The sequence below is a fragment of the Pseudomonas sp. BN606 genome (genome assembly GCF_029873115.1).
Classification (GTDB): domain Bacteria; phylum Pseudomonadota; class Gammaproteobacteria; order Pseudomonadales; family Pseudomonadaceae; genus Metapseudomonas.
This window is the reverse complement of the sequence record NZ_SSOF01000076.1, coordinates 13,575-38,283: the sequence shown is the minus strand read 5'-3', so window position 1 is coordinate 38,283 and position 24,709 is coordinate 13,575. Positions and strand designations below refer to the sequence as shown.

24 protein-coding genes are annotated in these 24,709 nt (G+C 63.4%); 12 read left to right on the top strand and 12 right to left on the bottom strand.

Annotation, left to right across the window (positions count from 1 at the left end; translation table 11 throughout):
* Positions 1–2 precede the first annotated feature (2 nt).
* The 4 genes from E8E75_RS18580 to dinG all read right to left on the bottom strand — a co-directional run bounded on the left by E8E75_RS18580 (position 3) and on the right by dinG (position 6,776).
* Positions 3–668 (bottom strand): OmpA family protein, encoded by a 666-nt coding sequence (locus E8E75_RS18580; RefSeq protein ID WP_256672574.1) that lies wholly within the window; start codon positions 666–668, stop codon positions 3–5.
* A 191-nt stretch (positions 669–859) separates the two neighbouring features.
* Positions 860–2,008, bottom strand: coding sequence for a serine hydrolase domain-containing protein (locus E8E75_RS18575; protein ID WP_280359638.1), 1,149 nt, complete (start codon positions 2,006–2,008; stop codon positions 860–862).
* Positions 2,009–2,091: 83 nt separating this feature from the next.
* Positions 2,092–4,419, bottom strand: coding sequence for a beta-galactosidase (locus E8E75_RS18570; protein WP_256672573.1), 2,328 nt, complete (start codon positions 4,417–4,419; stop codon positions 2,092–2,094).
* A 212-nt stretch (positions 4,420–4,631) separates the two neighbouring features.
* Positions 4,632–6,776 (bottom strand): ATP-dependent DNA helicase DinG, encoded by a 2,145-nt coding sequence (gene dinG / locus E8E75_RS18565; RefSeq protein WP_153917286.1) that lies wholly within the window; start codon positions 6,774–6,776, stop codon positions 4,632–4,634.
* A 98-nt stretch (positions 6,777–6,874) separates the two neighbouring features.
* Here dinG and E8E75_RS18560 point away from each other — a divergent pair, with 98 nt between their 5' ends.
* Positions 6,875–7,339, top strand: a complete 465-nt coding sequence (locus E8E75_RS18560; RefSeq protein WP_153917284.1) for a CopD family protein — start codon at positions 6,875–6,877, stop codon at positions 7,337–7,339.
* 33 nt (positions 7,340–7,372) lie between these two features.
* Here the strand turns inward: E8E75_RS18560 and E8E75_RS18555 are convergent, their stop codons facing one another.
* From E8E75_RS18555 to E8E75_RS18540, 4 genes are all read right to left on the bottom strand, one after another.
* Entirely contained in the window at positions 7,373–8,134 is a 762-nt protein-coding gene (locus E8E75_RS18555; RefSeq protein ID WP_120649797.1) for a collagen-like protein, read from the bottom strand.
* A complete protein-coding gene (locus tag E8E75_RS18550; RefSeq protein WP_120649796.1) occupies positions 8,127–8,405 on the bottom strand; it encodes a DUF1145 domain-containing protein in 279 nt (92 codons plus the stop codon). Before E8E75_RS18550 ends, E8E75_RS18555 begins: the two co-directional genes overlap by 8 nt.
* 123 nt (positions 8,406–8,528) lie before the next feature.
* A complete protein-coding gene (locus tag E8E75_RS18545; protein ID WP_120649795.1) occupies positions 8,529–9,257 on the bottom strand; it encodes an OmpA family protein in 729 nt (242 codons plus the stop codon).
* A 95-nt stretch (positions 9,258–9,352) separates the two neighbouring features.
* A complete protein-coding gene (locus E8E75_RS18540) occupies positions 9,353–10,045 on the bottom strand; it encodes an OmpA family protein (RefSeq protein ID WP_153917282.1) in 693 nt (230 codons plus the stop codon).
* Between the two features lie 130 nt (positions 10,046–10,175).
* On the opposite strand from E8E75_RS18540, the gene E8E75_RS18535 reads away from it, so the two are divergent.
* Both E8E75_RS18535 and E8E75_RS18530 read left to right on the top strand, forming a co-directional pair.
* On the top strand, positions 10,176–10,673 hold the full coding sequence (locus tag E8E75_RS18535; RefSeq protein ID WP_120649793.1) for a DUF6231 family protein: 498 nt from the start codon (positions 10,176–10,178) through the stop codon (positions 10,671–10,673).
* A gap of 3 nt (positions 10,674–10,676) precedes the next feature.
* Positions 10,677–11,147, top strand: coding sequence for a YchJ family protein (locus E8E75_RS18530; protein WP_153917280.1), 471 nt, complete (start codon positions 10,677–10,679; stop codon positions 11,145–11,147).
* 42 nt (positions 11,148–11,189) lie between these two features.
* Here the strand turns inward: E8E75_RS18530 and E8E75_RS18525 are convergent, their stop codons facing one another.
* Complete coding sequence (locus E8E75_RS18525; RefSeq protein ID WP_153917278.1) at positions 11,190–11,762, bottom strand: hypothetical protein; 573 nt, start codon at positions 11,760–11,762, stop codon at positions 11,190–11,192.
* Positions 11,763–11,876: 114 nt separating this feature from the next.
* Here E8E75_RS18525 and E8E75_RS18520 point away from each other — a divergent pair, with 114 nt between their 5' ends.
* The 6 genes from E8E75_RS18520 (at position 11,877) to nadE (ending at position 18,187) form a co-directional block, all read left to right on the top strand.
* Positions 11,877–12,377, top strand: coding sequence for an LEA type 2 family protein (locus E8E75_RS18520; protein ID WP_120649790.1), 501 nt, complete (start codon positions 11,877–11,879; stop codon positions 12,375–12,377).
* Positions 12,378–12,384: 7 nt separating this feature from the next.
* The gene (locus tag E8E75_RS18515; RefSeq protein ID WP_120649789.1) at positions 12,385–12,582 is read left to right on the top strand and encodes an SEC-C metal-binding domain-containing protein; all 198 of its coding nucleotides are present in this window, start codon (positions 12,385–12,387) and stop codon (positions 12,580–12,582) included.
* Positions 12,583–12,661: 79 nt separating this feature from the next.
* Positions 12,662–13,312 carry a glutathione binding-like protein gene (locus E8E75_RS18510; protein ID WP_120649788.1) on the top strand — a complete coding sequence of 217 codons (651 nt, stop codon included), beginning with the start codon at positions 12,662–12,664 and terminating at the stop codon, positions 13,310–13,312.
* A gap of 82 nt (positions 13,313–13,394) precedes the next feature.
* Entirely contained in the window at positions 13,395–15,938 is a 2,544-nt protein-coding gene (locus tag E8E75_RS18505; protein WP_153917275.1) for a penicillin acylase family protein, read from the top strand.
* Positions 15,939–16,142: 204 nt separating this feature from the next.
* Positions 16,143–17,348: a nicotinate phosphoribosyltransferase gene (gene pncB / locus E8E75_RS18500; RefSeq protein WP_153917273.1), complete on the top strand. Its 1,206-nt coding sequence runs from the start codon at positions 16,143–16,145 to the stop codon at positions 17,346–17,348.
* An 11-nt stretch (positions 17,349–17,359) separates the two neighbouring features.
* Entirely contained in the window at positions 17,360–18,187 is an 828-nt protein-coding gene (nadE, locus tag E8E75_RS18495) for an ammonia-dependent NAD(+) synthetase (protein ID WP_120649785.1), read from the top strand.
* Positions 18,188–18,190: 3 nt separating this feature from the next.
* Here nadE and E8E75_RS18490 read toward each other — a convergent pair whose 3' ends face one another.
* The 3 genes from E8E75_RS18490 to apbC form a co-directional block, all read right to left on the bottom strand.
* Positions 18,191–18,394 carry a hypothetical protein gene (locus tag E8E75_RS18490; protein WP_153917271.1) on the bottom strand — a complete coding sequence of 68 codons (204 nt, stop codon included), beginning with the start codon at positions 18,392–18,394 and terminating at the stop codon, positions 18,191–18,193.
* Positions 18,395–18,528: 134 nt separating this feature from the next.
* Complete coding sequence (dcd, locus tag E8E75_RS18485; RefSeq protein WP_153917269.1) at positions 18,529–19,095, bottom strand: dCTP deaminase; 567 nt, start codon at positions 19,093–19,095, stop codon at positions 18,529–18,531.
* 91 nt (positions 19,096–19,186) lie between these two features.
* The gene (gene apbC, locus E8E75_RS18480) at positions 19,187–20,281 is read right to left on the bottom strand and encodes an iron-sulfur cluster carrier protein ApbC (RefSeq protein ID WP_120649782.1); all 1,095 of its coding nucleotides are present in this window, start codon (positions 20,279–20,281) and stop codon (positions 19,187–19,189) included.
* Between the two features lie 144 nt (positions 20,282–20,425).
* Here apbC and metG point away from each other — a divergent pair, with 144 nt between their 5' ends.
* From metG to rsxB, 3 genes are all read left to right on the top strand, one after another.
* Positions 20,426–22,459: a methionine--tRNA ligase gene (gene metG / locus E8E75_RS18475; RefSeq protein WP_153917267.1), complete on the top strand. Its 2,034-nt coding sequence runs from the start codon at positions 20,426–20,428 to the stop codon at positions 22,457–22,459.
* A 248-nt stretch (positions 22,460–22,707) separates the two neighbouring features.
* Positions 22,708–23,262: an Rnf-Nqr domain containing protein gene (locus E8E75_RS18470; RefSeq protein WP_153917265.1), complete on the top strand. Its 555-nt coding sequence runs from the start codon at positions 22,708–22,710 to the stop codon at positions 23,260–23,262.
* Entirely contained in the window at positions 23,259–24,638 is a 1,380-nt protein-coding gene (gene rsxB / locus E8E75_RS18465; protein ID WP_120649779.1) for an electron transport complex subunit RsxB, read from the top strand. The genes E8E75_RS18470 and rsxB overlap by 4 nt, the downstream gene beginning before the upstream one ends.
* Positions 24,639–24,709 lie beyond the last annotated feature (71 nt).

Below are 24,709 nucleotides of genomic sequence, written 5' to 3'. Positions count from 1 at the left end.
GCCTATTCGGTTTGATCTGCCGCAACCACCTTCTTGGCCTTGTCCAGCGGCTCCGGCTTGGCCGGCTTGTTGTACTGGGCTATTAGCGCAACCAGGGTTTCCTGCGGCGTCAGGATCATCTCGACACGGCGGTTGAGGGAACGGCCCTGCTGGCTGTCGTTGGCGGCGCGCGGCATATCCGAGCCCAGCCCCTTCAGGGACAGGCGATCACGCTGCAGGCCGCTCAGGCGGAAGATCGCCGCAACGGACTGGGCGCGCTCCTGGCTGAGCTTGCGGTTGATTTCGTCCTTGCCGGAGCTATCTGCATGGCCCAGGACCAGCACCGCGGTCTTGGGATCGCCTTCCACCAGCTTCGCCACTCTGGTAATGGGGCCAAGGGTGACAGGCAGCAGCATGCTCGGGCGATCCGGGTTGTAGGACGGGTCGACCGGCAGGGTCACCACCAGCACGTTCTCACGACGCTCCAATTCCAGCTTGCTGCCCTTCACCGCCTCGCGCAGGCGCGGCTCGTACTGATCGAGCCAAGCCTGGGTCGCCTTGGTATCCACCTTGGCAACCTTGGTTTGCTTGGCCTTTTCGTCACCACCAAAGGGCCACCAGCCCTTGCTGGCGGAGACGGTCTTCTCGGGTTTGGCAACAGGCGCCTCGGCCTTCTGCTGGCCAAGCATGCTGCAGCCGGAGGCAGACACACAGAGGATCAGGGTGGAAATCTTTAACAGCTTCATGGGGCAGGATTCCGTAGTCGCTGAAGGCCGCTCGCCAGCATCAGCTGATGGCGTTTTAATCTCTCAATCGAGCTTAAATTTTCGCGCCAAGCCTTTAATCAGCAAAGAAATAAACAGGGTATCTGACGAGTGGCTCAGCCCAGGCAGTCTTTGACCACGCGTGCCAGTTTTTGCGCTCGCGGGTCCATCAGCACATAGGGGCCGAGGGTGTTGGTGACGAAGCCGAAGGCCAGTTCGCGCTCCGGGTCGGCAAAGCCGGTGGAGCCGCCTGCGCCGGGATGGCCGAAGGCGTAACGGCCCATGCCATAGGTGGCATTTGTTACGTCCGGTTGATCGAGCATGCAGCCGAGGCCGAAGCGGGTGGAGGTCAGCAGGGTGAGGTCCTCGCCCTGGGCGTGTTCACGGGTCAGTTCGGCGAGCAGCTCCGAGTCCAGCAGCTCGCCGTCCAGCAAGGCGGCATAGAAACCCGCCACGCTGCGCGCGTTGCCGTGGCCATTGGCCGCAGGCTGCTGCATGCGACGCCATTCCGGCTTGTTCGTGCTGGTCATGATCGACGGCGGATTGGTGAACGAGCGGGTACTGACCGACGTCGGCTCGGTCATCATGCTCTTGAGCAGCCGCTGCGCCGCGGCATCCCCCATGTTGCCCTTGGCACGTGCGATATGGGCGACGCGATGGAACTCCTCATCCGCCAGGCCCACATGAAAATCCAGCCCCAGAGGTTGGGCGATGCGGGCAGCGATGGACTCGCCCGGTCCCCGGCCATCGGCTCGGCGAATCAGCTCGCCAATCAGCCAGCCGTAGGTGATAGGCGCATAGCCATGAGCCTCCCCGGGTGTCCACCAAGGCTCTTCAGCAGCCAGGGCCGACGTCATCGCTTCCCAATCGTAGAGGGCCTCGGCCGGTAACAAGGCGCGAATCGCGGGCAGGCCGGCGCGGTGACAAAGCAGTTGGCGAACGCTAATTCGCTCCTTTCCTGCTGCAGCGAACTCAGGCCAGTAGCGCGCCACGGGGGCGTCCAGTTCCAGTTTGCCCTCCCCCACCAGCTGCAACAGCGTTACGGAGGCGAAGGTCTTGGTGCAGGAAAACAGGTTGAGGATAGTGTCGCTGTGCCAGGCCTGCTGGCCATCCTTGTCGGCCACGCCGGCCCAGAGATCGAGCACCGTCTCGCCACCGACCTGCACGCAAAGGGCGGCGCCGCGCTCCTGCGGATCAGCGAAGAGTTCGGCGAACGCGTCTCTCGCCGCTTCGAAGCGCAAGTCGAAATAGCCCTGGGTCTGCACCGGCATGCTCCTGAAAGAAAATGGAGGCGGCATTGTTCCAGCCTTGCCGCCCCTTGTGAACCGTGCCGAAGACGGGTCACCCATCAGGGCTTCCCGGCTTCCTCCTGGTTCGGAGCGGCCGGCTGGGCGGGTTCCTCAGCCTTGGGCTGTTCTGCCGGTTCGGCAGTCGGTTGTTCAGCCTCTTGGGCTGGCTCCACGGGCTTTTCTGCCGCTGTCGGCTTGGCCGCTTCCTTGGGCTGCTCCTTCACCGGCGTCTTGGGCTGCTCCTTCGAGGGAGCTTGGGGCTGCACAGGCTTGTTGATATCAGCGGCCAACGCCAGGTTCGCCTTGCGCACGGCCTCGACGAAGCCCTGCCATGGGCGGTCAGTGATGCCGACCAGTCCCAGGTGGCCGTTCTCGCCGTCCAGCAGACGGCCAGTGGCGGGCTGGTCGAGGTACTGGAACCAGTGGGCGCCGACGATCAGCGGCTCCTCGGCTGCCTTCTTGAGATAAGCGGCGTAAGCCGGACCGCGCTCTTCTTCCTTGTAGACCTCGGAGACGCCACCCCAGAACGGACCGCGGTCACGGGAGCCGAAGTGGAATTCGGTGAGCATCAGGGGCTTGTCGAGGCGACGCAGCAAATCCATGTCCAGGCCGTGCTGCGGCTCACGGGTGTAACGGTTGAAGCTGATCACGTCGCAGTACTGCGCGCAGGACTCGATGGCCTCGGGCACGGTTGCGGCGAAACGACCACCTAGCAGCATATGGTTTGGCGCATGCCACTTCATGGAGTCGGCGATGGTTTTGAAATAGGTGTCTGCAAAGAAGCGCTGGAAGCGCTGGAAGTCTTCCTCGATGGCCGGGTGCTCCGGATTCGGCAGCGGAGGTTCGAAGCCCGGGTCTTCCATCAGCTCCCAGGCTTGCAAATCGATGCCCCAGGCTTTCGAGAGGCCCTGCTGGTTACGGTACTTGTCGCGCAGCTGCTTGAGGAAAGCGCGCTTGGCAGGCACGTCGGTCGTCAGGCGCAGGGTGCCGTAGGCCAGCGCGTAACGGGCCCTAGGGTCTTCGCTGTGGCCGCCCCAGGCAAGTTCGTTATCGGCGAAGAAGCCGAGCAGCCAGGGATCGTCGCGATGGTCGCGGGCGGCAATGGCGATAGCGCGCTCCGCCGCCATCGCAAATCGAGGGTCGAAGGGGTCGGGCATGCCGCCCCACCAGTCGAAGCCCGTCTTGATGGTGGCGTAGTCACCGTGAATGGACAGAGGCAGCGTGTAGGGCATGCGCTGACTGTTGTTGAAGGCCGGGTCGCTCCAGTTGCCGACGGTATTGAAGCCCCACGCCTTGAGACGATCCAGGCTGTGGCGAACCCAGCGCTGCGGATCATTCCCGCCGTAGGTGCGCTCGATGTTGGCGCCGTAGAAGTCGTACCAGCGGCCCTGGTTGAATTCGCGCCCCTTGTTGGCGTCGGTTTCGGCACGGTCGTCGCCTTTGCCGAAATGGCCGGCCAGTGGCTCGTTGTCCTTCGGCAGTGCCTTGAACATGGCTTCCCGGCCCTCGACGTAGGTCTGGCTCAACCCCGGAGTCACCGCGTTGACGCCCAGCGAGAAGAACGGATGGCCTTCCGGGGTGACCAGGAACCAGCGACCATTACGCTTCTCGGTACGGAAGAAGCCGCTGGCTTCGAAGGTTTCACCACCCAGCCAGCCACCGTAGGTGTCCTGCTGCGGCAACTTGGCCGTCCAGTCGGCAAGCTGTTTCACTTCGTCCCCGGCGGCCTTCTTCAGCTGCTCGTCATTCTTCACCTTACCCGGCCAATCAGCGCGGGTGTACTGGCCGTAGGCGTCCATCAGGCCGTCGTAGAAGGCTTCTTGCTGATCTTTCTCTTCAGTTCCGAAACGACCGAGCAGCACGTTCTGGGCGGCAGTCGGCTGGCTCAGGGAAAGCGTCACAGAGGCGACCTTGCTGCGGTCGATCTCGCCGTTGACCAGTGTCGCCGGCAGCCAGCGCTTGCCATCGGCGGTCCAGGGTACCGGCGGCGCCGCTCTCATTCCGTGGGCATTGGGTGATGTTGCGGAAAGGGGGACGAGCAAGGTTTGCGCCGGTCCGGCCGGCAGCGCTACCTGGGTGGTCAGAACCTTGCCATCGGTGCTTTCGATGGCCACGTCCAAGGTAATTGCCCAGTCCTGCGCACTCTGGATGCGCAGGCTCATCGCCTCGGCCTTGGTCCAGTCCCAGGTACCGCTCTGCGGGGTCAGGCGCAGGCTGGGCTTCTCCGCTGCATTGAAAGTGAGACGGCGCAGGACTTCGCCATTCGCGGTGGTTTCAGCGGTCACGCTCGGCAGGTTGGCGTCCTGGGTGGTCACCTGCACCGCATCCAGCGGCCGGACGAAGTTGAACAGGGTCTCCGCCTGGGCAATCAGGGGAATTCCCGACATCCCGAAAAGGATGGCCAGGGCGAGGGGGCGTTTTGGTATCGAAAGCATCGGACCGGAGTTCCCAAGAGAATGCTGAGCATAGACCGCAAAAAGTTCGTATCTCGCCAACTGTGCGACAAAACGAAGCGGGACAAGGCGGGCGCTCTGGGCGTCCGCAAAAACCCCGGCATCATCGCAGATGGGGGGCGCTCAGCGTCAAGGGCAGTCCTGTATCAGGCGATCTCGCGACGGAACGGCGGCAGGGCATCGAGAATGGCGCGGCCGTAGCGCTGGGTGACCACGCGTCGATCCAACAGCGTGATGGTGCCTCGGTCGGCCTCTGTACGCAGCAGGCGACCACATGCCTGCACCAGACGCAGGGAGGCATCGGGCACGGCAATCTCCATGAAGGGGTTACCGCCGCGGGCCTCGATCCAATCGGACAACGCCGCTTCCACCGGGTCGTCCGGTACGGCGAAGGGAATTTTGGCGATCACCACGTGTTCGCAGTAGGCACCCGGCAAGTCGACACCTTCGGAGAAGCTCGCCAAACCGAAGAGCACGCTGGGCTCGCCGTCGTCCACCCGTGCCTTGTGCTTGTTCAAGGTTTCCTGCTTGGACAGGTTGCCCTGGATCAGCACGCGCTTGCGCCAGTCACGGTCCAGCCCTTCGAAGACATCCTGCATCTGCCGACGCGAGGCAAACAGCACCAGCGTGCCGCGTGCGCCCTCCACCAGAGCAGGCAATTCACGGACGATGGCGGCAGTGTGAGCGGCGGCATCGCGCGGGTCGGCTTTCAGGTCAGGAACACGCAACAGACCGGCATCGGCATGCTGGAACGGGCTAGGCACGACGGCAGTGACCGCGACCTTGGGCAGGCCGGCGCGCATGCGGAAACGGTCAAACTTGCCCAGCGCGGTGAGGGTTGCGGAAGTGACCAGCGCACCGTATGCCACATTCCACAGGTTACGGCGTAGCGTCTCAGCGGCGAGGATGGGGCTGGCATTGACCTCGATGTCATGCAGCGCCCCGCTTTCAGCGAGCGTCAGCCAGCGCGCCATGGGCGGACTGTCCTCCGGATCTTCGACGGTGAAGGCCGTCCACAGCTCCCAATTACCCTGGGCACGAGACAGCAGGCTACCGAACAGGGGATACCACTCTTCGGCCTGATGACTGGCGACGCCGATGCTGGCTTCACCGTCCATGGCTTCCTTGAGCAACTCGGTCAGCCGGGTGAAGACGTCGTGCAGCCTGGAGAAGCCTTTCTTCAGCTCGATACCCAACTCTCGCAGGTGCTCCGGCACAACACCGGCCTCGAAACGATGGCGGGGACGGTCGCGGCCTTCCATGTCCTCACCGGCGCGGAAGTCCGCAATCTCCTCACAAGCGTTGAACATGAACTGCTGGTGAGTACGAATCTCCCGAGCCAACTCGGGTACGCCTTCCACCAGACGACCGAAATCGCCTGGGAGGGGGTTCTGCGCCAACAGCTTGGTGAGATTCTTCGCCACCTGTTCCAGCCAATCGGCGGTGGAACGCAGTCGGGTGTAATGGGCGAAGTGGCCGATGGCCTTGTCCGGCAGGTGATGACCTTCGTCGAACACGTACATCGTTTCGCGCGGGTCCGGCAGTACGGCACCACCGCCCAGGGCCAGGTCGGCGAGCACCATGTCATGGTTGGTGACGATGACGTCCACCTTGGTCATGCCTTCCCGTGCCTTATAGAAAGCGCACTGCTGGAAGTTCGGGCAATGGCGTTTGGTGCACTGGCTGTGGTCGGTAGTGACGCGAGCCCAGTCCTGGTCCTCGATGGCTTCAGGCCAGGAATCGCGATCGCCGTCCCAACGGTTGCCGGCGAGGCGTTCGATCATCTGATTGAGGAGTTTCTGCCCTTTCTCGTCGACGTCGATGGTGAAGCCTTCGTCGGCGAACAGCTGGGCCGTGGCACTCTGCGCCTGGCCTTCCTGCAGCAGCATGTCGAGCTTGGACAGACAGAGATAGCGGCCACGCCCCTTGGCCAGGGCGAAGCTGAAGTTCAGGCCGCTGTTGCGCATCAGGTCGGGCAGGTCCTTGTGGACGATCTGCTCCTGCAGCGCCACGGTGGCGGTGGCAATCACCAGGCGTTTGCCGGCAGCCTTTGCTGCGGGAATGGTCGCCAGGCTGTAGGCCACGGTCTTGCCGGTACCAGTACCCGCCTCCACCGCCACCACGGCAGGCTCGCCCTCGCGGTGACCTTCGTCGTCCACGGGAATGGCACCCAGGGCCTTGGCTACCTCGGCAATCATCAGGCGCTGGCCATAGCGGGCCTTCAGCCCCTTGGCTTCGAGAAAACGGCTGTAGGCGCCCTGGATCTGGGATTTGAGTTCGGTGCTGAGCATGGATGACTGCGGCGGGAAGAGCTGGATAAATTTTCAGTACTTTAACAGGACGGCTATGATAGCGCGCCTTCTTTTACCCGCCGAATGGAGTTGACCGGATGACTGCCCACGCAGCCCTTTACGCCCTGCATCTGCTGGCCGCCCTGGTATGGGTCGGCGGCATGTTCTTCGCCTGGATGATCCTGCGCCCCGCCGCCGTCGCCACCTTGGAGCCCCCGGCCAGGCTGCGTCTCTGGCTGGATGTGTTCCGCCGTTTCTTCTATTGGGTATGGCCGGCGGTCCTGGTCCTGCCCTTCACCGGCGTGGGCATGCTGCATATGTCGTACGCCAGCATGGAAACCGCGCCGCGCTATGTGCACATGATGATCGGTCTGTATGTGGCGATGCTGGCACTGTTCCTGAGGGTGAGTGCCTTGCTGCTGCCGCAGCTGCGTGCGGCGGTGAATGCGGAAAACTGGCCGGAGGGGGGCGCGGTGCTCGGTCGCATCCGCCGCGTGGTGGGATTCAACCTGCTGATCGGGCTGACGCTGGTGACCATAGTCGCCATTCGCCCCAGTTTCTGAATCAGGCGCACGTCCCTGTGCGCCTGCCCTCGATCAGAATCGTACGACCTTGAAGCTGCCGGTATTGCCGGCAGCACCGACCTTGCCGGGTTGCCCGGCGCGCCCACTCTTGGCGCCGTCGGCCTTGTACAGCAAGCAGCCTTTGCCGGCACCTCCATGGCCACCGGCACCGCCCTCTCCCGCAGCGCCGCCCACGCCACCTTCGAGACGCACGCGCACCAGATCCACCGGGAAAGATGCCGGCACTTCAAGGCGCACCTGACCGCCCGCACCACCAGCCTCGCCATCGGTGCCGGGTTGACCGTCCCAGCCACGGCCGGCGGAGCCCCAGAGGCAACCGGCAGCATCGCCGTCGGCGCCAGCCAGCCCCGGCCGTCCCGGTGCGCCGATGCCGCCGCGCACATCCAGGGTCATTTCATTCACTTGGACATCCACCAGGCGCAGTTCGAGGTTGCGTCCCGCGCTAGCCGGTCTGCTCATGCTGCCGGCCGCGCCCGATGCGGTGATATGGCTGCCGGTACCGATCTCGCCATGCTGCACTTCGAGACGAAAAGCCTTCTCGGACGGTGCGATGCCAAGTCGGGCCTCGCGCCCCATGCGCAACTCGCCAATGCGCAGCTCGGTAACGCCTGCGGGAATCAGTAGTGTGGCGTAGTCGGCCACTTCGACCTGGTCGAGACTGAGGCTCCCAGCTCTGGGGGGCAGCTTGAGGAAGTTGTGAGCGTCCACCTTCACCTGGCCCTGGGCCAGGGCGACGGGGGTGATCAGTGCGAGCAGGAGGCCCAGCTTACGCATGACGTGCCTCCTTGCCGCGATGACGCGGAATGCTGAGCAGATGGAAGACGCCGAACAGGAGCAGCTGCAGGCGGTCCTGCCAGGGATTGGCGCGGCCGTGCAGCAAGGAATTGAACAGCATGATTTCGAACAGGTGGACCAGGATCAGCAGGATTCCGGCACCGTTGAGCAGCATGTCGAATGGTTTTGTGAACGGTGCAGCGACGTTGGCAATGACGACCAGCCAGAACAACAGGGCAACTACCTTGCCCAGCCCCATGAATAAACGCATGCCTTCCTCCCGGCATTGTTCGAGTTTTTGCGGAACATACGCCGAAGCCCGGCGACGCACCAGTGCGTCGCCGGGAAAAGCATTCACTTGCAATCGACTCCTTGATACGGCGCAGGAAATCCGTCAGCGGTCGACCTGGATTTCCACCCTGCGATTCTGCGCGCGCCCGGCATCCGTCTCGTTGTCCGCCACCGGTTTGCTCTCGCCCACGCCTTCGGTCGTCAGCTTGTCAGCAGGTACGCCCTGGCTCGCCAGGAAGTCCGCCACGCTCCTCGCCCGTCGCTCGGAAAGCCCCTGGTTGTACTGATCGGAACCCACGCTGTCGGTGTGGCCGATCACCTTGACGCTGACCAGGTTGGCGCCAGTGAGTCGATTGGCAACTGCTGCCAGTTGGTCTTTCGCTGCAGAGGTCAGTTCGGCCGAATCGAATGCGAAGAGCACGTTGCCCATATCGCTGAGGACGATGACTTCGTCCTGTGGCGGCGGGACGGGCTCCGGAGGTGCCTGCGGATAAGTCCGTTCCGGACAGCCCCGGCTATCGACCGTCGCTCCGGCGGGTGTATTGGGGCAGGTATCGCGACGATCGAAAACACCATCGCCATCGGCATCGCCATCCTGCGCAAAGCAGATGAGGCCACCGACTATGGCACCTGCCGCGGCACCACCGGCCGCCCAGGCAGAACTTTCCACGGCGCCTAACCCACCACCTACGAGACCACCGACCAGACTACAGATTGGCCAATTCCCCTGATTCAACACCGCACGGCCATCACTGGACGTGGACGCGCAACCAGACAGGAAACTGCTGACCAGAAGAAGTGAAATCGCAACCCGGGGAAGTTGGTTGCCCATGATGATTCTCCTGTGCCACCGGCCAGGCCGGTAACACAGGAGTAAAGACCCGGCGCCCACGGCGCACAAGGCGCGCGCCGCAGGCTTACCGGGGTTTAACGGTCGATCTGGATTTCTACGCGACGGTTCATGGAGCGACCGTCTTTGCTGGAGTTGTCGGCCACTGGCTGGCTTTCACCCGCACCACCAACACTGACGATATTGGAGGCCGGGATGCCGCTGCGCACCAGATAGTCTGCAACCGCATGGGCGCGACGCTCGGAGAGTTTCTGGTTGTAGGCGTCGGAACCAACGCTGTCAGTGTGACCGGTGATGGTCAACTTGGCGTCAGGTGCTTCGTTTTTCAGGCGAGTAGCTACGTTGTCGAGGGTGGCTTCGTCTGCCGCATCGAGTTTCGAGGAGTCGAAGGCGAACAGCAGGTCACGGACAACAATGGTTTCGTGCTCGACGACCACTTCTTCAACCACTGGCTCTTCTGCCTTGAGCGGGCAACCGTCAGCGTCCACTTGGGTGCCGGGCGGTGTGCCAGGGCACTTGTCACGGCTGTCGAATACGCCATCGCCGTCTTCGTCACCATCGCCGTGTACCCAGCAATAGGCAGCTGCCGTACCGGCGCCGATCAAGGCGCCCCAGCCAGCGTAAGTACTGCTTTCGATCGCACCCAGCCCCGCACCTACCACACCACCTACTGCTGCACACTTGGGCCAGTCGGTCTTCTGCAGACCGGCGCAACCGGTCAACAAGCTGGTCACCAGGATTAGGGGTAAAGCTGTCCGTGTAATGCTCATAAGCGAGTCTCCTCTTAGAATCGGCCCATACCGACAATTAGGGAGTAAAGACGCCAGCCCCGGAAACCGCCAGCACTAGGCCATGACTCGCCTTCGGGCTAGTCTTGCTCCACTTGTTCGAGGATTTTCGATGACTGACAGCTTCTCTTTCCGCACACCCCAGCAGGCACTCGCGGCCCTGCTCGAACGCTACGCGCCGCAAAGCCTCCTGCTGGTGGGCAACAGCCCGCTTCCTGCCCTTGAAGCGTTCGCCGCCGCACACCCCGACAGCCAGGTCGTGCAAGTGCCAGCCGGAACGCTGCCAGCGGAACAGGCCGCAAAGCGCTTCGACCTCGCCCTGCTGGCGGACTGCCTGGAACACCTGCCCAAGCGAACCGGACTGGAACTGCTTGGCGGTATCCGTAATCTGAATGCCAGTCGGGTGGCGGTGCTGGCCGACCTCAGTGCCTGCGGCTGGCGGGACACCGACTTCTTTTCTCTCGCTCTCCAGGCAAGCGAGCGCTTTCGCCGCGAAGAGCAGACCCTCACTCTGTTCACCTACGACCTGCGCGAATACAAGCAGGTCCCCGATTGGCTGAACGCGAAGTTCTGGGCCAACCCGGAAAACTTCGGCAAATACTGGTGGTAAGCCATGAGCACTGCGATCTGCCCCTGCGGAAGTGGCAACCGCCTCGAAGTCTGCTGCGGCCGCCATCATGTCGGTCATCCTGCCGCCAGCGCCGAGGCACTGATGCGTTCGCGTTACAGCGCCTATGTACTGGGCCTGGTGGATTATCTGGTGGAAACCACCCTGCCCGCCCAGCGCTCCGGGCTGGATATCGAGGCCATCCGCGCCTGGAGCCTTGGCAGCACCTGGCTCGGGCTGGAGGTGGAATGCCATGAGTTGCTCGGCGGCCAGCCGGAGCACGCGTTCGTTACCTTCACTGCACGCTGGCACGACCAGAGTGGTGAGCACAGCCATCGTGAACGTTCGGCTTTCGTCCAGGCGGATAACCACTGGTACTTCCTCGACCCGACCGTCCCGGTGACGGCGAGCCGCAACGATCCTTGCCCTTGTGGCAGTGGCCTCAAGTTCAAGAAATGTTGCTCGAGTTATTTCTGAGGCACTGACAAAAAAGGCCCGCAATCGCGGGCCTTTCTCTATCTATTTGCGCTCTTCAAGCCGCAAATGCGACGTATCTGGCGGGGGGCCTGACGGGGGTGTTTTCTGCTGTCCCATGTCGCTGCCTACGGGCGCCAGGCTGAGAGTGGAGAAGTCGTAGAGTGGCGCCGTCGATTGTGGCTTGGCATCCTGAAGGTCGGCGCCAACCGGCGCGATACCGAAGTCCGGTGCGTCCACACCGACGAAAGCAGCCATGTATTCATCACGCGGCACCACCTTCAAACGACCAGGCGATGCAGCCTGCTGCGCGGCGTTGGGCGCTGGGACCGGCTGAACCTGCGGTTCGGGTTCGGGCGGCGGAGCCAGTTCCACCTCTTCTATTTCCGGTTCCATGGATGCCACTTCGACCAGCGCACCGGCGCGCTCCAGGGTCGAGCGATATTTTTCGGCAGCGGCTTCATCCAGGTTGTTCTTGAGAATCACGCGCCGACCAGAGAACAGCATGGCAACGCGTTGGGCATCGGCCTGGAAAAGCCTGGCCAGATTGGCCTGCACCACTTCCCTTTGCGCCCCTGGTACCAGCTTTCCGGAAAAGGCGATCTCATAACGCCCCATTGGTCACACTCCTGTCCGAATTGTCTTGCAGTATGGCGCAGCTTTTTTTCCCCCCACAACTGGTTGCGGCCGAGCAGTTGCTTGTTACACTGGAGCGTCACTTGGAGTATTGCAATGTTTTCCCAGGCGCAAACGATAAGAATTCTCAGCCTACTGTTTTTCTTCGCCCTCCCATTTTCGGGCCTCAGTGGATGCTCCACCTGGATCAGCGACAGCTTCCAGGACCCCGACGTGCGCCTTCTCAAGGTGGACGTGGTACGCGCCAAACTGCTGGAACAACAGTTCGTGCTGCGTTTTCGCATAGACAACCCCAACGACGTCAGCCTGCCAGTGCGCGGCTTGGTCTACACCGTTCACCTCAATGAAGTGAAGCTGGCATCCGGCGAATCCAGTACCTGGTTCACCGTACCCGCCCATGGCAGCCAGACCTTCGAAGTACCGGTGCGCACCAACCTGTGGCGACACATGAAGTACATCGTGAAGCTGCTGGAAAAGCCCGACGAGCCCATCAAGTACCGCCTGCAAGGCGAAGTTAAGACTGGATTGATGTTCGGCAAGAGCGTGCACCTGAGCCGCAATGGCGAGATAATCCCCGGCAGTTACATCCCGGAGTAGTACCTTCATGAGCCAAGAACCCCACGTACATGGTCCGAACTGCAACCACGACCATGATCACGACCACCATCACGGCCACGTCCACGGCCCGCACTGCAATCACGGCCACCAGGAGCCGGTGCGCAACCCGCTGAAGGAAGTGGGCCGCAACGATCCCTGCCCCTGCGGCAGCCAGAAAAAGTTCAAGAAGTGCCACGGCGCCTGACGTTGCTGACACTCACCAGGCCCGCCAAGTGCGGGCCTTTTCGTTTCCGGACCAAGCCTACGCCCCAGGAGCCTTGTCGATGATCGACCTCTACTACTGGACCACGCCCAACGGCCACAAGATCAGCCTGTTCCTCGAGGAAGCCGGCCTGCCCTATCGACTCCATCCGATCAATATCGGCAGGGACGAGCAGTTCCAGCCGCACTTCCTGAAGATCTCGCCGAACAACCGCATCCCGGCCATCGTCGACCACGAACCAGCAGATGGCGCCGAGCCGCTGTCGCTGTTCGAATCCGGCGCCATTCTGCTCTACCTGGCCGAGAAGACCGGCCGCTTCATTCCCAAGGACCTGCGTGGCCGCCAGGAATGCCTGCAATGGCTGTTTTGGCAAATGGGTGGGCTCGGGCCGATGGCCGGGCAGAACCATCACTTCAACCGTTTCGCCCCGGAGAAGCTGCCCTACGCCATCCAGCGCTACATGAAGGAAACCGCCCGCCTCTATGGCGTGCTGGACAAGCGATTAGCCGACCGCGCCTACGTGGCCGGCAGCGAGTACAGCATCGCCGACATGGCCATCTATCCCTGGATCGACCGCCACCCCTGGCAGGAACAGAACCTCGACGACTTCCCCAACCTCAAGCGTTGGTATCTGGATATCCAGGCGCGCCCGGCGACCATCCGCGCCTATGCACTAGTGGAACAGGTGAATCCGGGTAACGTGAAAAAGTAGGGCGGGCGGTGCTTGCACGGCGCGGGGCGGCTCACTAACGTAGCGCGTTTGATCCGATGCCCCTCTCAGGAGAGCCCGTTCCATGGCTTCGCCAGCCTTCAAGCGCTTCCTCCCCCGGTTCTGCGTTGCCGCCGCCGCTGGCGCCATGATCGGTCTCAGTGGCTGCCAGTCCTGGCTGGACAGCCGCTACTCGGACAGCCTGCCGCCCACCTCCGGCTTCCAGCCGGTAAAAGGCCTCGCGCAGAGCGTGTCGATCCGCCGCAACCCGCTGGGCATGCCGCTGATTGAAACCACCACCTTCCACGACGCGCTGTTCACCCTCGGCTACGTCCACGCTTCCGATCGCCTCAGCCAGATGGTTGGCCTGCGCCTGATGGCCGAAGGCCGCCTCGCGGAACTGGCCGGACCCGGCGTGCTGGAAATCGACCGGTTCATGCGCGCCGTGAACCTGCGCAAGAGTGCCGACATCCTCTACAAGAACTCCTCGCCCCGCCTGAAGGAGTTCTTCGCGGTCTACGCCCGCGGCGTCAACGCTTATCTCTATCGCTACCGCGACAAACTGCCGATGGACCTGGCCGAGTCCGGCTACAAACCGGCCTACTGGAAGCCCGAGGACTCGGCGCTGGTCTTCACCCTGCTGAACTTTGGCCTGGCGGTGAACCTGCAGGAGGAAATCGCCTCCCTGGTCCTGGCGCAGAAGGTCGGCGCCGACAAGCTGGCCTGGCTCACCCCCATCTATCCCGACGAACCGCTGCCGTTCGAGGAAGCCGAGAAGCTCAAGGGCCTGCAACTGGGCGGCCAGATTCCTGGCCTGACTGCGCTGGATGATGCCGCCAACCAGATCGCCTCGCTCGACATGCTTGGCGTCGCCGCCTCGAACAACTGGGCCATCGCACCGCAGAAGAGCCGCACCGGCCGCAGCATCCTGGCCAATGACACCCACCTGCCCATCTCCATGCCTTCGGTCTGGAACTTCGTGCAGATCCGCTCGCCGAAGTTCCAGGCCGCCGGTGTCTCCATCGCCGGTGTACCGGCCGTGGTCGCCGGCTACAACGGCAAGCTGGCCTGGGGCATGACCATGGTCATGGGCGACAACCAGGATCTGTTCCTCGAGAAGATCAAGCGCGAAGGCAGCCGTCTTTACTACCAGGCCAACGGCAAGTGGGTGCCTGCCAGCGAGCGCATGGAGACCTTCTTCGTCAAAGGCGAACGCCCGGTACGCGAAGTAATCTACGAAACCCGCCACGGCCCACTGCTGAACTCGGTGCTTGGCCAGCGCAAGCACCCGCTCCAGCCCATGGAAATCAAGAGCGGCTATGGCATCGCCCTGCAGACCAGCCAGTTTGAAGCCGACCAGTCCCTGGACGCCTTCTTTGCCCTGTCCCGCGCACAGTCAGTGGACCAAGCCCACGAGGCCACCCGCTCCATCCGTGCAACGGGCCTGAACATCCTCTACGCCGATGACAAGCACATCGCCTGGCAGGTGACCGGCCGCTACCCGAACCGCCGCGAAGGCCGTGGCCTGCTGCCTTCCCCAGGCTGGGACGGCCGCTACGACTGGGACGGCTACGCCGACCCGATGCTCCATCCTTACGACCAGGACCCGGCTCAGGGCTGGCTCGGCACCGCCAACCACCGCACCGTGCAGGGCGGCTACGGCGTGCAGCTGTCCAACTCCTGGTACTACCCGGAGCGCGCCGAGCGCATCGCCGAACTGGCTGGCGGCAGCGGCAAGCACGACTGGCAGAGCATGATCACCATGCAGTACGACCAGACCAGCCCATTCCCGGCCAAGCTCAAGACCATGCTGCAGGACCCCGGCATGGCCCAGCCGCTCAAACAGGCCATCAATGCCCTGCCGCCCACCGACCGGGCCAAGGCCCAGGAAGGCCTCGACCGTCTGCTGTCGTTCGACGGCCGCCTCAGTCCGACGTCGGCCGACGCCGCCTACTACGGCGCCTTCCTCCACGAAAGCGCGCGGCAGATCTTCCTCGACGAACTGGGCCCGGAGAGCAACCCGGCCTGGCGCACCCTGGTGCAGACCGCCGACCTGTCCTATTCAGCCCAGGCTGATCACCTGCTGGGGCGCGTCGACAGCCCGTTCTGGGACGATGTGAACACCCCGCAGAAGGAAGACAAGCCAGCCATCCTCGCGCGCAGCCTGGCCGCCGCCGTCAGCTACGCCGAAGGCCGCCTGGGAGCGGACCGCAAGGCCTGGCAATGGGGCAAGCTGCACACCTATGAGTGGGTCACCGACAGCACCCAGCTGGCGCCGTACATGAGCGCCAGCCAGCGCAGCGGCCTCAACGCCCTGAAGGGCTATCTGGATCGCGGCCCCTACCCGGCCGGCGGTGACCACACCACCCTCAACGTCTCGGCCTACCACTGGGGCGAAGACTTCGATACCTGGCTGATTCCGGCCATGCGCATCATCGTCGACTTCGGCCAGCCCGAGCCCATGATCGGTGTGAACAGCTCCGGCCAGTCCGGCAACCCGGCCAGCCCGCACTATGCCGACGGCATCGATGCCTGGCTGAAGGCGCGCTACGTGAAGTTCCCCTTCCAGCCGCAGAACCTCGATGCCGTCTATGGCACCAAGCGCCTGATGCTGACCCCGCAAAAATGATCGGCAAGCGGTGGAACTTCCCACCGCCCCATCGCTCTGATCTGGTGGACTTACTCCATAGATCACATTTCAAGGCACCCTCGGGTGCCTTTTCTTTTGCCCGGCATTCCGCATGGGAGGTAGTGCCCGCAATCTTGCGTAACACCCGCCGGTGCCGCATCCTGCGCCCTTTCCACGGTTTGCCCGGAGCCCCGAGAACCGACCATGCCCGACAGCGCCTTTTCCGGCCGCATCATTCAGAACCTGCTGGACACCGACTTCTATAAGCTGACGATGATGCAGGCGGTGCTGCACAACTATCCCAACGCAGAAGTCGAGTGGGAGTTCCGCTGCCGCAACGATGAAGACCTGACGCCCTACCTCGCGGAAATCCGCTTCCAGATCGAGCAACTGGCGGACATCTCCATCACTCCTGACCAACTGAACTTCCTCGAGCGCATCCCCTTCATCAAGCCGGACTTCACCCGTTTCCTCAGCCTGTTCCGCTTCAACCTGCGCTACCTGCAACTGGGTATCGACAACGGCCAGATCTGCGTCCGCCTGCGCGGCCCCTGGCTGCACGTGATCCTCTTCGAGATTCCGTTACTGGCGATCATCAGCGAAGTCCGCAACCGTTACCGCTATCGCGACGTCAAGTTGACCCACGCCCGCGAAAGGCTCTATCGCAAGCTCGACTGGCTCAAGGCCAATGCCAGTGACGAGGAACTCAGCGGATTCCAGCTGGCGGACTTCGGTACCCGCCGGCGCTTCTCCTATAAGGTCCAGGAAGAAGTCGTGCACATCCTCAAGCGCGACTTCCCCGGCCGTTTCGTCGGCACCAGCAACGTGCACCTGGCCCGCGAGTACGACATCAAGCCCATCGGCACTATGGCCCACGAATGGCTGATGGCCCATCAGCAACTCGGCCCGCGACTGACCGACAGCCAGATCGCCGCGCTCGACTGTTGGGTCCGCGAGTACCGGGGCCTGCTGGGCATCGCACTGACCGACTGCATCAACATGCAGGCCTTCCTCAACGACTTCGACCTGTACTTCGCCAAGCTCTTCGACGGCCTGCGCCACGACTCCGGCGACCCGCTGCAATGGGCGGAAAGAGCCATCCGGCATTACCAGAATCTGGGCATAGACCCACAGACCAAGACCCTCGTATTCTCCGACGGCCTCGACATGCCCCGCGCACTCGAGCTCTACCGCGCCCTGCGCGGGCGCATCCAGGTCAGCTTCGGCATAGGCACGAACCTGACCTGCGATATCCCGGGGGTCGAGCCCATGAACATCGTGATCAAGATGACAGCCTGCAACGGCCAACCGGTGGCGAAGATTTCCGATGAGCCGGGCAAGACCCAATGCCGCGACGAAAATTTCGTCACCTACCTGAAACACGTTTTCCGCGTCACCGACGCCCAGTAAGGACTCCGCACATGAGCAACCGCCAGCAAGAAATCGCCAAAGCCCTGGATGTTGTCCCGCCCTTCGCCGACGAAGCAGCCCTGGTGGCCGAAGTCGAACGCCGCAAGAGCTTCATCAAGGACTGCCTGCGCAAGTCCGGCCTGAAGGTCCTGGTGCTGGGCATCAGCGGCGGCGTCGATTCCACCACCGCCGGCCGCCTGGCCCAACTCAGCGTCGAGGAGTTGCGTGCCGAGACGGGTGATGCCGGCTACCGTTTCATCGCCGTGCGCCTGCCCTACAACGTCCAGCACGACGAGGCGGATGCGCAGGTGGCGATGAACTTCATTCGTGCCGACGAAGAAGAAACCGTGAACATTGCGGACAGCGTGATCGGGCTGTCCGAGCAGGTTACCCACCTGAACCACCTCACCGACGCGCGCCGCGACTTCGTCACCGGCAACATCAAGGCGCGCATCCGCATGGTGGCCCAGTTCGCCATCGCCAACGCAAACAATGGCCTGGTGATCGGTACCGACCACGCAGCCGAGGCGGTGATGGGCTTCTTCACCAAGTTCGGCGATGGTGCCTGCGACCTCGCCCCCCTCTCCGGTCTGGTAAAGAACCAGGTACGCAGCATCGCCCGTCATTTGGGCGCACCGGAAAGCGCGGTCCACAAAGTGCCCACCGCCGACCTGGAAGAACTGCGCCCCGGCAAGCCCGATGAAGAAGCTCACGGGGTGACCTACATCGAGATCGACGCTTTCCTGCACGGTCAGCAAGTCAGCCCCGAAGCCTACGCCACCATCGTTCGCACCTACGACAACACCCAGCACAAGCGCATCCTGCCGCTGGTGCCCTGAACCTCAGACCACCGGCGCCGGTGGTGGCTCATCAGGAATGGTGGGCTCGCCCGGCTCATGGGGCTGACTCGGCTCGTCGGGCTGTCCCGGATCGCCGGGCCCTTCCTCGTGCAACGGGTCGCGACCGGCCAGTAGTTCGCGCAGGACAGTCCCCAGCAGGAAGCTGGACTCCGGCGACAGTGTCTCTATGAGTTTTTCGATGTGCATCCCGGATTCCTCCGTGGTAGGGAGTTCCCTGGATAGAGCCCCACCCTCCGCCAGGCATTCAAGCTTTCCGACCTGCGGACACCGGGCACAAAAAAACCGGGCATCGAGCCCGGTTCTTTCATTGCCCATTGGCCTCAGGCCTTGGGCAAGGTAACCCCGGTCTGGCCTTGGTACTTGCCGCCACGATCCTTGTAAGAGACCTCACACGCCTCGTCCGACTGCAGGAACAGCATCTGCGCCACGCCTTCGTGAGCATAGATTTTCGCCGGCAGGTTGGTGGTGTTGGAGAACTCCAGGGTCACGTGGCCTTCCCACTCGGGTTCCAGCGGGGTCACGTTGACGATGATGCCGCAGCGGGCATAGGTGCTCTTGCCCAGGCAGATGGTCAGCACATCACGGGGAATGCGGAAGTATTCCACAGTGCGGGCCAGCGCGAAGGAGTTCGGCGGAATGATGCAGACGTCGCTGTTGATGTCGACGAAGCTCTTCTCGTCGAAGTTCTTCGGGTCGACCACGGCGGAATGGATGTTGGTGAACACCTTGAATTCGGCGGCGCAGCGCACGTCATAGCCGTAGCTGGAAACGCCGTAGGAAATCACCCGGCTATCGTCCGCACCGCGAATCTGGCGCTCGACGAACGGCTCGATCATGCCGTGCTCCAGCGCCATGCGGCGAATCCACTTATCCGATTTGATGGTCATGGCGGGCGTCCTGTCAGGGGCTGAAAATTTGACGGCGAATCTTACAGCCCGGCGAAAGCCTCGGCAAAGGCCCCGCCGGATGGTCGGAGCGTCAGTCGTCGCTGATAGTGATGTTCGGCATGGCGGTGGCAGCCTGGTCGGACAGCGCAATGCGCGCCCCAACGCAGCGGGCCGCCTGCTGGTAGATCATCGCGATCTGGCTTTCCGGGTCAGCGATGGTGGTGGGTTTGCCACCATCGGACTGCATGCGGATGGCCATGGACAGCGGCAGCGACGCCAGCAGATCCACGCCGTACTGGGCCGCCAGCTTCTCGCCGCCGCCCTCGCCGAACAGGTGCTCGGCGTGTCCGCAGTTGGAGCAGATGTGCACAGCCATGTTTTCCACGACCCCGAGTACCGGGATGTTCACCTTGCGGAACATCTCCACGCCCTTCTTGGCATCCAGTAGCGCCAGGTCCTGCGGGGTGGTGACGATCACCGCGCCGGCCACCGGCACCTTCTGCGCCAGGGTCAGCTGGATGTCGCCGGTGCCCGGTGGCATGTCCACAACCAGGTAGTCCAGGTCTTCCCAGGCGGTCTGGGTGATCAGCTGGATAAGCGCGCCTGAGACCATCGGACCGCGCCACACCACAGGGGTGTTGTCGTCGGTCAGGAACGCCATGGACATCACCTGCACGCCATGAGCTTCCACCGGCACGAAGAACTTCTGGTCGCGAACCTTCGGCCGAGTACCTTCGGGAATGCCGAACATGATGCCCTGGCTGGGGCCATAGATATCGGCATCGAGAATGCCCACCCGCGCGCCTTCGCGTGCCAGCGCCAGCGCCAGGTTGGCGGCGGTGGTGGACTTGCCCACGCCGCCCTTGCCGGAGGCCACGGCGATGATGTTCTTCACGTTGGCCAGCGCCGGCACCTGCTCCTGGGCCTTGTGCGCCTCGATGACGCAATCCACCTGGACCTCGGCGCGGTCGACGCCAGCCAGGTTCTCCAGGGCCATTTTCAGCATCTGTGCCCAACCGGACTTGAACAGCCCGGCGGCATAACCCAGCTCCAGGCGCACGCGGACGTTGCCGCCCTGGATATCGACTTCGCGCAGGCAGCCGGCGCTGACCGGGTCCTGGTCGAGGTGGGGATCGGTGAACTGGCGCAGGGTGGCTTCGACCTGGGCGCGGGAAAGGCTACTCATCGCATGACTCCGGAAAGACCGAGCAAATCAGGCGGCTATCCTACCCGACCACCTCACCGCTGGGTCGCCCACGGGTGAAAAAATCGCGCCGGGCCTATATAGTTGCCGACTTCCCTTTTGTTTCGTATCCGGTAGCCGAGCACCATGACCGAGCCCCGCAAGATTCTTGTGACAAGCGCCCTTCCCTATGCCAACGGGTCCATCCACCTCGGGCATATGGTTGAGTACATCCAGACCGATATCTGGGTGCGCTTCCAGAAGATGCGTGGCAACCAGGCTGTCTACGTCTGCGCTGACGACGCCCACGGCTCGGCCATCATGCTGCGCGCCGAAAAGGAAGGCATCACTTCCGAGCAGCTGATCGACAACGTGCGCGCCGAGCACACCACCGACTTCGCCGACTTCCTGGTGGACTTCGACAATTACCACTCCACCCATTCGGAGGAGAACCGCGCGCTGTCCAGCAGCATCTATACCAAGCTGCGCGACGCCGGCCACATCGCCACCCGTCCGGTGACCCAGTACTTCGACCCGGACAAGCAGATGTTCCTGGCCGACCGATTCATCAAGGGCACCTGCCCGAAATGCGCGGCCGACGACCAGTACGGCGACAACTGCGAAGTGTGCGGTGCGACCTACTCGCCTACCGAACTGAAGAACCCGAAGTCCGCCATTTCCGGCGCCACTCCGGTGCTGAAAGAGTCCCTGCACTACTTCTTCAAGCTGCCGGACTTCGACGCCATGCTGAAGGAGTGGACCCGCAGCGGCGCCCTGCAGGATTCGGTGGCCAACAAGATCGCCGAATGGCTGGACGCTGGCCTGCAGGAGTGGGACATCAGCCGTGACGCGCCTTACTTCGGCTTCGAGATCCCGGACGCCCCCGGCAAGTACTTCTATGTCTGGCTGGACGCCCCGATCGGCTACATGGCGAGCTTCCAGAACCTCTGCGCGCGCCGCCCGGAACTGGACTTCGACGCCTTCTGGAACAAGGACTCCAACGCCGAGCTGTACCACTTCATCGGCAAGGACATCGTCAACTTCCACGCCCTGTTCTGGCCCGCCATGCTCGAAGGCGCCGGTTACCGCAAGCCGACCGCGCTGAACGTGCACGGCTACCTGACCGTGAATGGCCAGAAGATGTCCAAGTCCCGCGGCACCTTCATCAAGGCACGCACCTACCTGGATCACCTGCAGCCGGAATACCTGCGCTATTACTACGCGTCCAAGCTGAGCCGCAGCGTCGACGACCTCGACCTGAACCTCGAGGACTTCGTGCAGAAGGTCAACTCCGACCTGGTGGGCAAGGTGGTCAATATCGCCAGCCGCTGCGCCGGCTTTATCCACAAGGGCAATGCCGGCAAGCTGGTAGCCGAGAACGCCGCGCCCGAGCTGTTCACCGAGTTCGCTGCCGCCGCACCGAGCATCACCGAAGCCTACGAGAACCGTGACTTCGCCCGCGCCATGCGCGAAATCATGGCCCTGGCCGACCGCGCCAATGCCTGGATCGCCGACAAGGCGCCCTGGGCCCTGGCCAAGCAGGAAGGCAAGCAAGCCGAAGTGCAGGCCGTATGCGCCGCAGGCGTCAACCTGTTCCGCCAGCTGGTGATCTTCCTCAAGCCCGTGCTGCCGCAACTGGCCGTCGCTGCCGAGCAATTCCTCAATGTCGCCCCGCTGGCCTGGGATGACCATAAGACGCTGCTCGCCGACCACCAACTGAACCCGTTCAACCCGCTGATGACCCGCATCGAGCCTGCGAAGATCGAAGCCATGGTCGCCGCCTCCAAGGAAGACCTGGCGGCCGCCTCGGCGCCCAAGGGCAATGGCGAACTGACGAAGGACCCGCTGGCGGCGGAAATCGCCTTCGACACCTTCGCCGCCGTCGACCTGCGCATCGCGCTGATCGAGAAGGCCGAGCTCGTCGAAGGCGCTGACAAGCTGCTGCGCCTGACCCTGGATATCGGCGATGCCAAGCGCAACGTCTTCTCCGGCATCAAGAGCGCCTACCCGGACCCGAGCAAGCTGGAAGGCCGCCTCACCCTGTACGTCGCCAACCTGGCGGCGCGCAAGATGAAGTTCGGCGTCTCCGAAGGCATGGTCCTGGCCGCCGGCCCCGGAGGCGAGGAAATCTACCTGCTCAGCCCGGACAGCGGCGCCAAGCCCGGTCAGCGCGTCAAGTAACACCACAAGCTCCAAAAAAAATGCCCGCTCCTGCGGGCATTTTTGTTCAGGAGCACCGGCAATCCACTCTCGCACCGGATACGTTGGAAGCGAGGCCCATCGCTGGCTTCAGCCCGCCAACCGAATTCGCATGGTCCTGAGCTAGCCTTGTAACAGAGCCCGGCCCTCACGGCCGTGCCCCTGTACCGCTCCGACTGCATTCCGGATAATACGCGGCCCCTTTTTCAGCCTGGCGACGCTACGTCCCTATGACCGACTTCATCTTCACCCTGCTCGGTGCAGCGCTGGTCAACAACCTCATCCTCGGCCTGCCCCTTGGCGCCGACAGCCTGCGCCAGTCGCGCAGCCGGGCGCTGGCCCTGGCGGGTGGCGCGCTGATCGCCGTGGCTACCCCGATTGCCTGGCTGCTCGACCAGTTCATCCTGGTTCCTTTGGAGCTGGGCGCGCTACGTCTGTTCATCTTCCTGCCTTTGCTCGCCCCGCTCGCCTGGCTCTGCCTCGAAGGCGTCGGCCGCGCTTGCCCTAGCCTGCCTCGCGAGGGGCTCTGGCCGCTGTTGCTGGCGAACGGTGCAGCACTGGGCGCCATGCTCATCGGCAGTGAGAGCGGCTTTGGAGTGGCTATCGGCCTGGGCCTCGGCGGAGGCCTGGGATTCTGGTTGGTGCTGACCCTGCTGGACGATCTGCTGCAGCAAGTGGATGAAACGAAGGTGCCGGCCGCCTTTCGCGGCACGCCCTTGCTGCTGGTCTGCGCCGGCCTGATGGGCCTGGCCTTCCTGGGATTCAATGGCATGGGGGCGCAATGAGCCAGGCCAGCCTGATCCAGAGCATCGACGCCCTGCTGCCACAAACCCAGTGCGGCAAGTGTGGTCACCCCGGGTGCAAGCCCTACGCCGAAGGCATCGCCCAGGGCGAGGCAATCAACAAGTGCCCCCCCGGCGGCAGCGCCACCATTCATGCCCTGGCCGACCTGCTGAAGGTCCAGCCCCTTCCGCTGGATGCACCCAACGGCCCGGTTCCGCCGCAGATCGCGTTCATCCGCGAGGCGGAATGCATTGGCTGCACCAAGTGCATCCAGGCCTGCCCGGTGGACGCCATCGTCGGCGCCGCCAAGCAGATGCACACCGTCATCACGGATGAATGCACCGGCTGCGAACTCTGCGTGGCGCCCTGTCCCGTGGACTGCATCGACATCCTGCCCCTGGCCGAACCTGCCGCAAGCGCCCAGCGCCAGCACGCCGACCAGTTCCGTCAGCGTTTCGAGTTTCGCAACGCACGACTTGCCCGTGACGACGCTCGTCGCCGGGCTGAACGCGAAGCCCGTGCCGCCCGAGCCGCAGAGGCCCAGCAGAGCACTGCCGCTGCGCCGCTGGACGCGGTGCAGGCTGCCATCGAACGGGTGAAGGCCCAGAAGGCCGCCACCCCGAGTCTCAGCGACCAGCAGAAGCGCCTGAAGATCGAAGCTGCCATGGCTCAGGTGGCGCTGAAGAAGGCCGAAGACAAGCTGGAGGTTTATGGCACTTCCGACTTGCAGGCTCTGGTCGTCGAATTACGTGCCGCCAACGAGAAGGCCCAGGCCGCACTCAAGGCAGCCTTGGAAGACGCCGCTCCGCAGGCAGACGAAGCCACCCTCAAGCAGGCGAAAATCGCCGCTGCAATGAGCCGCACCCAGTTGGCGAGGGCCGAGAAAGCCTTCGGCGAATCCCCCACTGAGGATCAGCAGGCCCAACTGGTCGAACTGCGTGCGGCCGTGGAGCAGGCTCAACAACGACTGGATGCAGCCCATGGCTCGCCAGCCGCACCCGCCCCCATCAGCGAAGGCGAGGCCCGCCTCAAGCAGGCCAAGATTGCCCTTGCCAGCCACCGAGCGGCGCTCAAGAGCGCCGAGCATCGGGGCGCGAACGCGGCCGAACTGGCGTCCTTGCGCCTGGCACTCGCCGATGCTGAAACCGCCCTGCACACCGCCGAAGACGCTTCGGGCAAGCAACCACCGAATTTGCAGCGTATCGAGAAGCGCCCAGTTGACCCAGCCATGCGCGCCATCAAGACCGAGTTGGCTTATGCCCGCGCCGACCTCAGCAAGCTGGAACGCCAGCCCGATGCCGACCCGGCGGCACTGGCCCAGGCCCGCGAGCGCCTGCATAAGGCTGAGCAAGCACTAAATGAACAACCCAGACCGTAGCCCTTGTAGGAGCGTGCTTGCTCGCGAACAGATGTGGAACTGCATTCTTCGCGAGCAAGCTCGCTCCTACG

What these genes read in the sequence shown, in the direction of transcription:
- E8E75_RS18580 (WP_256672574.1), bottom strand. Translation starts at nt 668, where the DNA reads ATGCTTGGCCAGCAGAAGGCCGAGGCGCCTGTTGCCAAACCCGAGAAG.
- E8E75_RS18570 (WP_256672573.1), bottom strand. Translation starts at nt 4,419, where the DNA reads ATGTCGGGAATTCCCCTGATTGCCCAGGCGGAGACCCTGTTCAACTTC.
- dinG (WP_153917286.1), bottom strand. Translation starts at nt 6,776, where the DNA reads ATGCTCAGCACCGAACTCAAATCCCAGATCCAGGGCGCCTACAGCCGT.
- E8E75_RS18560 (WP_153917284.1), top strand. Translation starts at nt 6,875, where the DNA reads ATGACTGCCCACGCAGCCCTTTACGCCCTGCATCTGCTGGCCGCCCTG.
- E8E75_RS18555 (WP_120649797.1), bottom strand. Translation starts at nt 8,134, where the DNA reads ATGCGTAAGCTGGGCCTCCTGCTCGCACTGATCACCCCCGTCGCCCTG.
- E8E75_RS18550 (WP_120649796.1), bottom strand. Translation starts at nt 8,405, where the DNA reads ATGCGTTTATTCATGGGGCTGGGCAAGGTAGTTGCCCTGTTGTTCTGG.
- E8E75_RS18545 (WP_120649795.1), bottom strand. Translation starts at nt 9,257, where the DNA reads ATGGGCAACCAACTTCCCCGGGTTGCGATTTCACTTCTTCTGGTCAGC.
- E8E75_RS18540 (WP_153917282.1), bottom strand. Translation starts at nt 10,045, where the DNA reads ATGAGCATTACACGGACAGCTTTACCCCTAATCCTGGTGACCAGCTTG.
- E8E75_RS18535 (WP_120649793.1), top strand. Translation starts at nt 10,176, where the DNA reads ATGACTGACAGCTTCTCTTTCCGCACACCCCAGCAGGCACTCGCGGCC.
- E8E75_RS18530 (WP_153917280.1), top strand. Translation starts at nt 10,677, where the DNA reads ATGAGCACTGCGATCTGCCCCTGCGGAAGTGGCAACCGCCTCGAAGTC.
- E8E75_RS18525 (WP_153917278.1), bottom strand. Translation starts at nt 11,762, where the DNA reads ATGGGGCGTTATGAGATCGCCTTTTCCGGAAAGCTGGTACCAGGGGCG.
- E8E75_RS18520 (WP_120649790.1), top strand. Translation starts at nt 11,877, where the DNA reads ATGTTTTCCCAGGCGCAAACGATAAGAATTCTCAGCCTACTGTTTTTC.
- E8E75_RS18515 (WP_120649789.1), top strand. Translation starts at nt 12,385, where the DNA reads ATGAGCCAAGAACCCCACGTACATGGTCCGAACTGCAACCACGACCAT.
- E8E75_RS18510 (WP_120649788.1), top strand. Translation starts at nt 12,662, where the DNA reads ATGATCGACCTCTACTACTGGACCACGCCCAACGGCCACAAGATCAGC.
- E8E75_RS18505 (WP_153917275.1), top strand. Translation starts at nt 13,395, where the DNA reads ATGGCTTCGCCAGCCTTCAAGCGCTTCCTCCCCCGGTTCTGCGTTGCC.
- pncB (WP_153917273.1), top strand. Translation starts at nt 16,143, where the DNA reads ATGCCCGACAGCGCCTTTTCCGGCCGCATCATTCAGAACCTGCTGGAC.
- nadE (WP_120649785.1), top strand. Translation starts at nt 17,360, where the DNA reads ATGAGCAACCGCCAGCAAGAAATCGCCAAAGCCCTGGATGTTGTCCCG.
- E8E75_RS18490 (WP_153917271.1), bottom strand. Translation starts at nt 18,394, where the DNA reads ATGCACATCGAAAAACTCATAGAGACACTGTCGCCGGAGTCCAGCTTC.
- dcd (WP_153917269.1), bottom strand. Translation starts at nt 19,095, where the DNA reads ATGACCATCAAATCGGATAAGTGGATTCGCCGCATGGCGCTGGAGCAC.
- apbC (WP_120649782.1), bottom strand. Translation starts at nt 20,281, where the DNA reads ATGAGTAGCCTTTCCCGCGCCCAGGTCGAAGCCACCCTGCGCCAGTTC.
- metG (WP_153917267.1), top strand. Translation starts at nt 20,426, where the DNA reads ATGACCGAGCCCCGCAAGATTCTTGTGACAAGCGCCCTTCCCTATGCC.
- E8E75_RS18470 (WP_153917265.1), top strand. Translation starts at nt 22,708, where the DNA reads ATGACCGACTTCATCTTCACCCTGCTCGGTGCAGCGCTGGTCAACAAC.
- rsxB (WP_120649779.1), top strand. Translation starts at nt 23,259, where the DNA reads ATGAGCCAGGCCAGCCTGATCCAGAGCATCGACGCCCTGCTGCCACAA.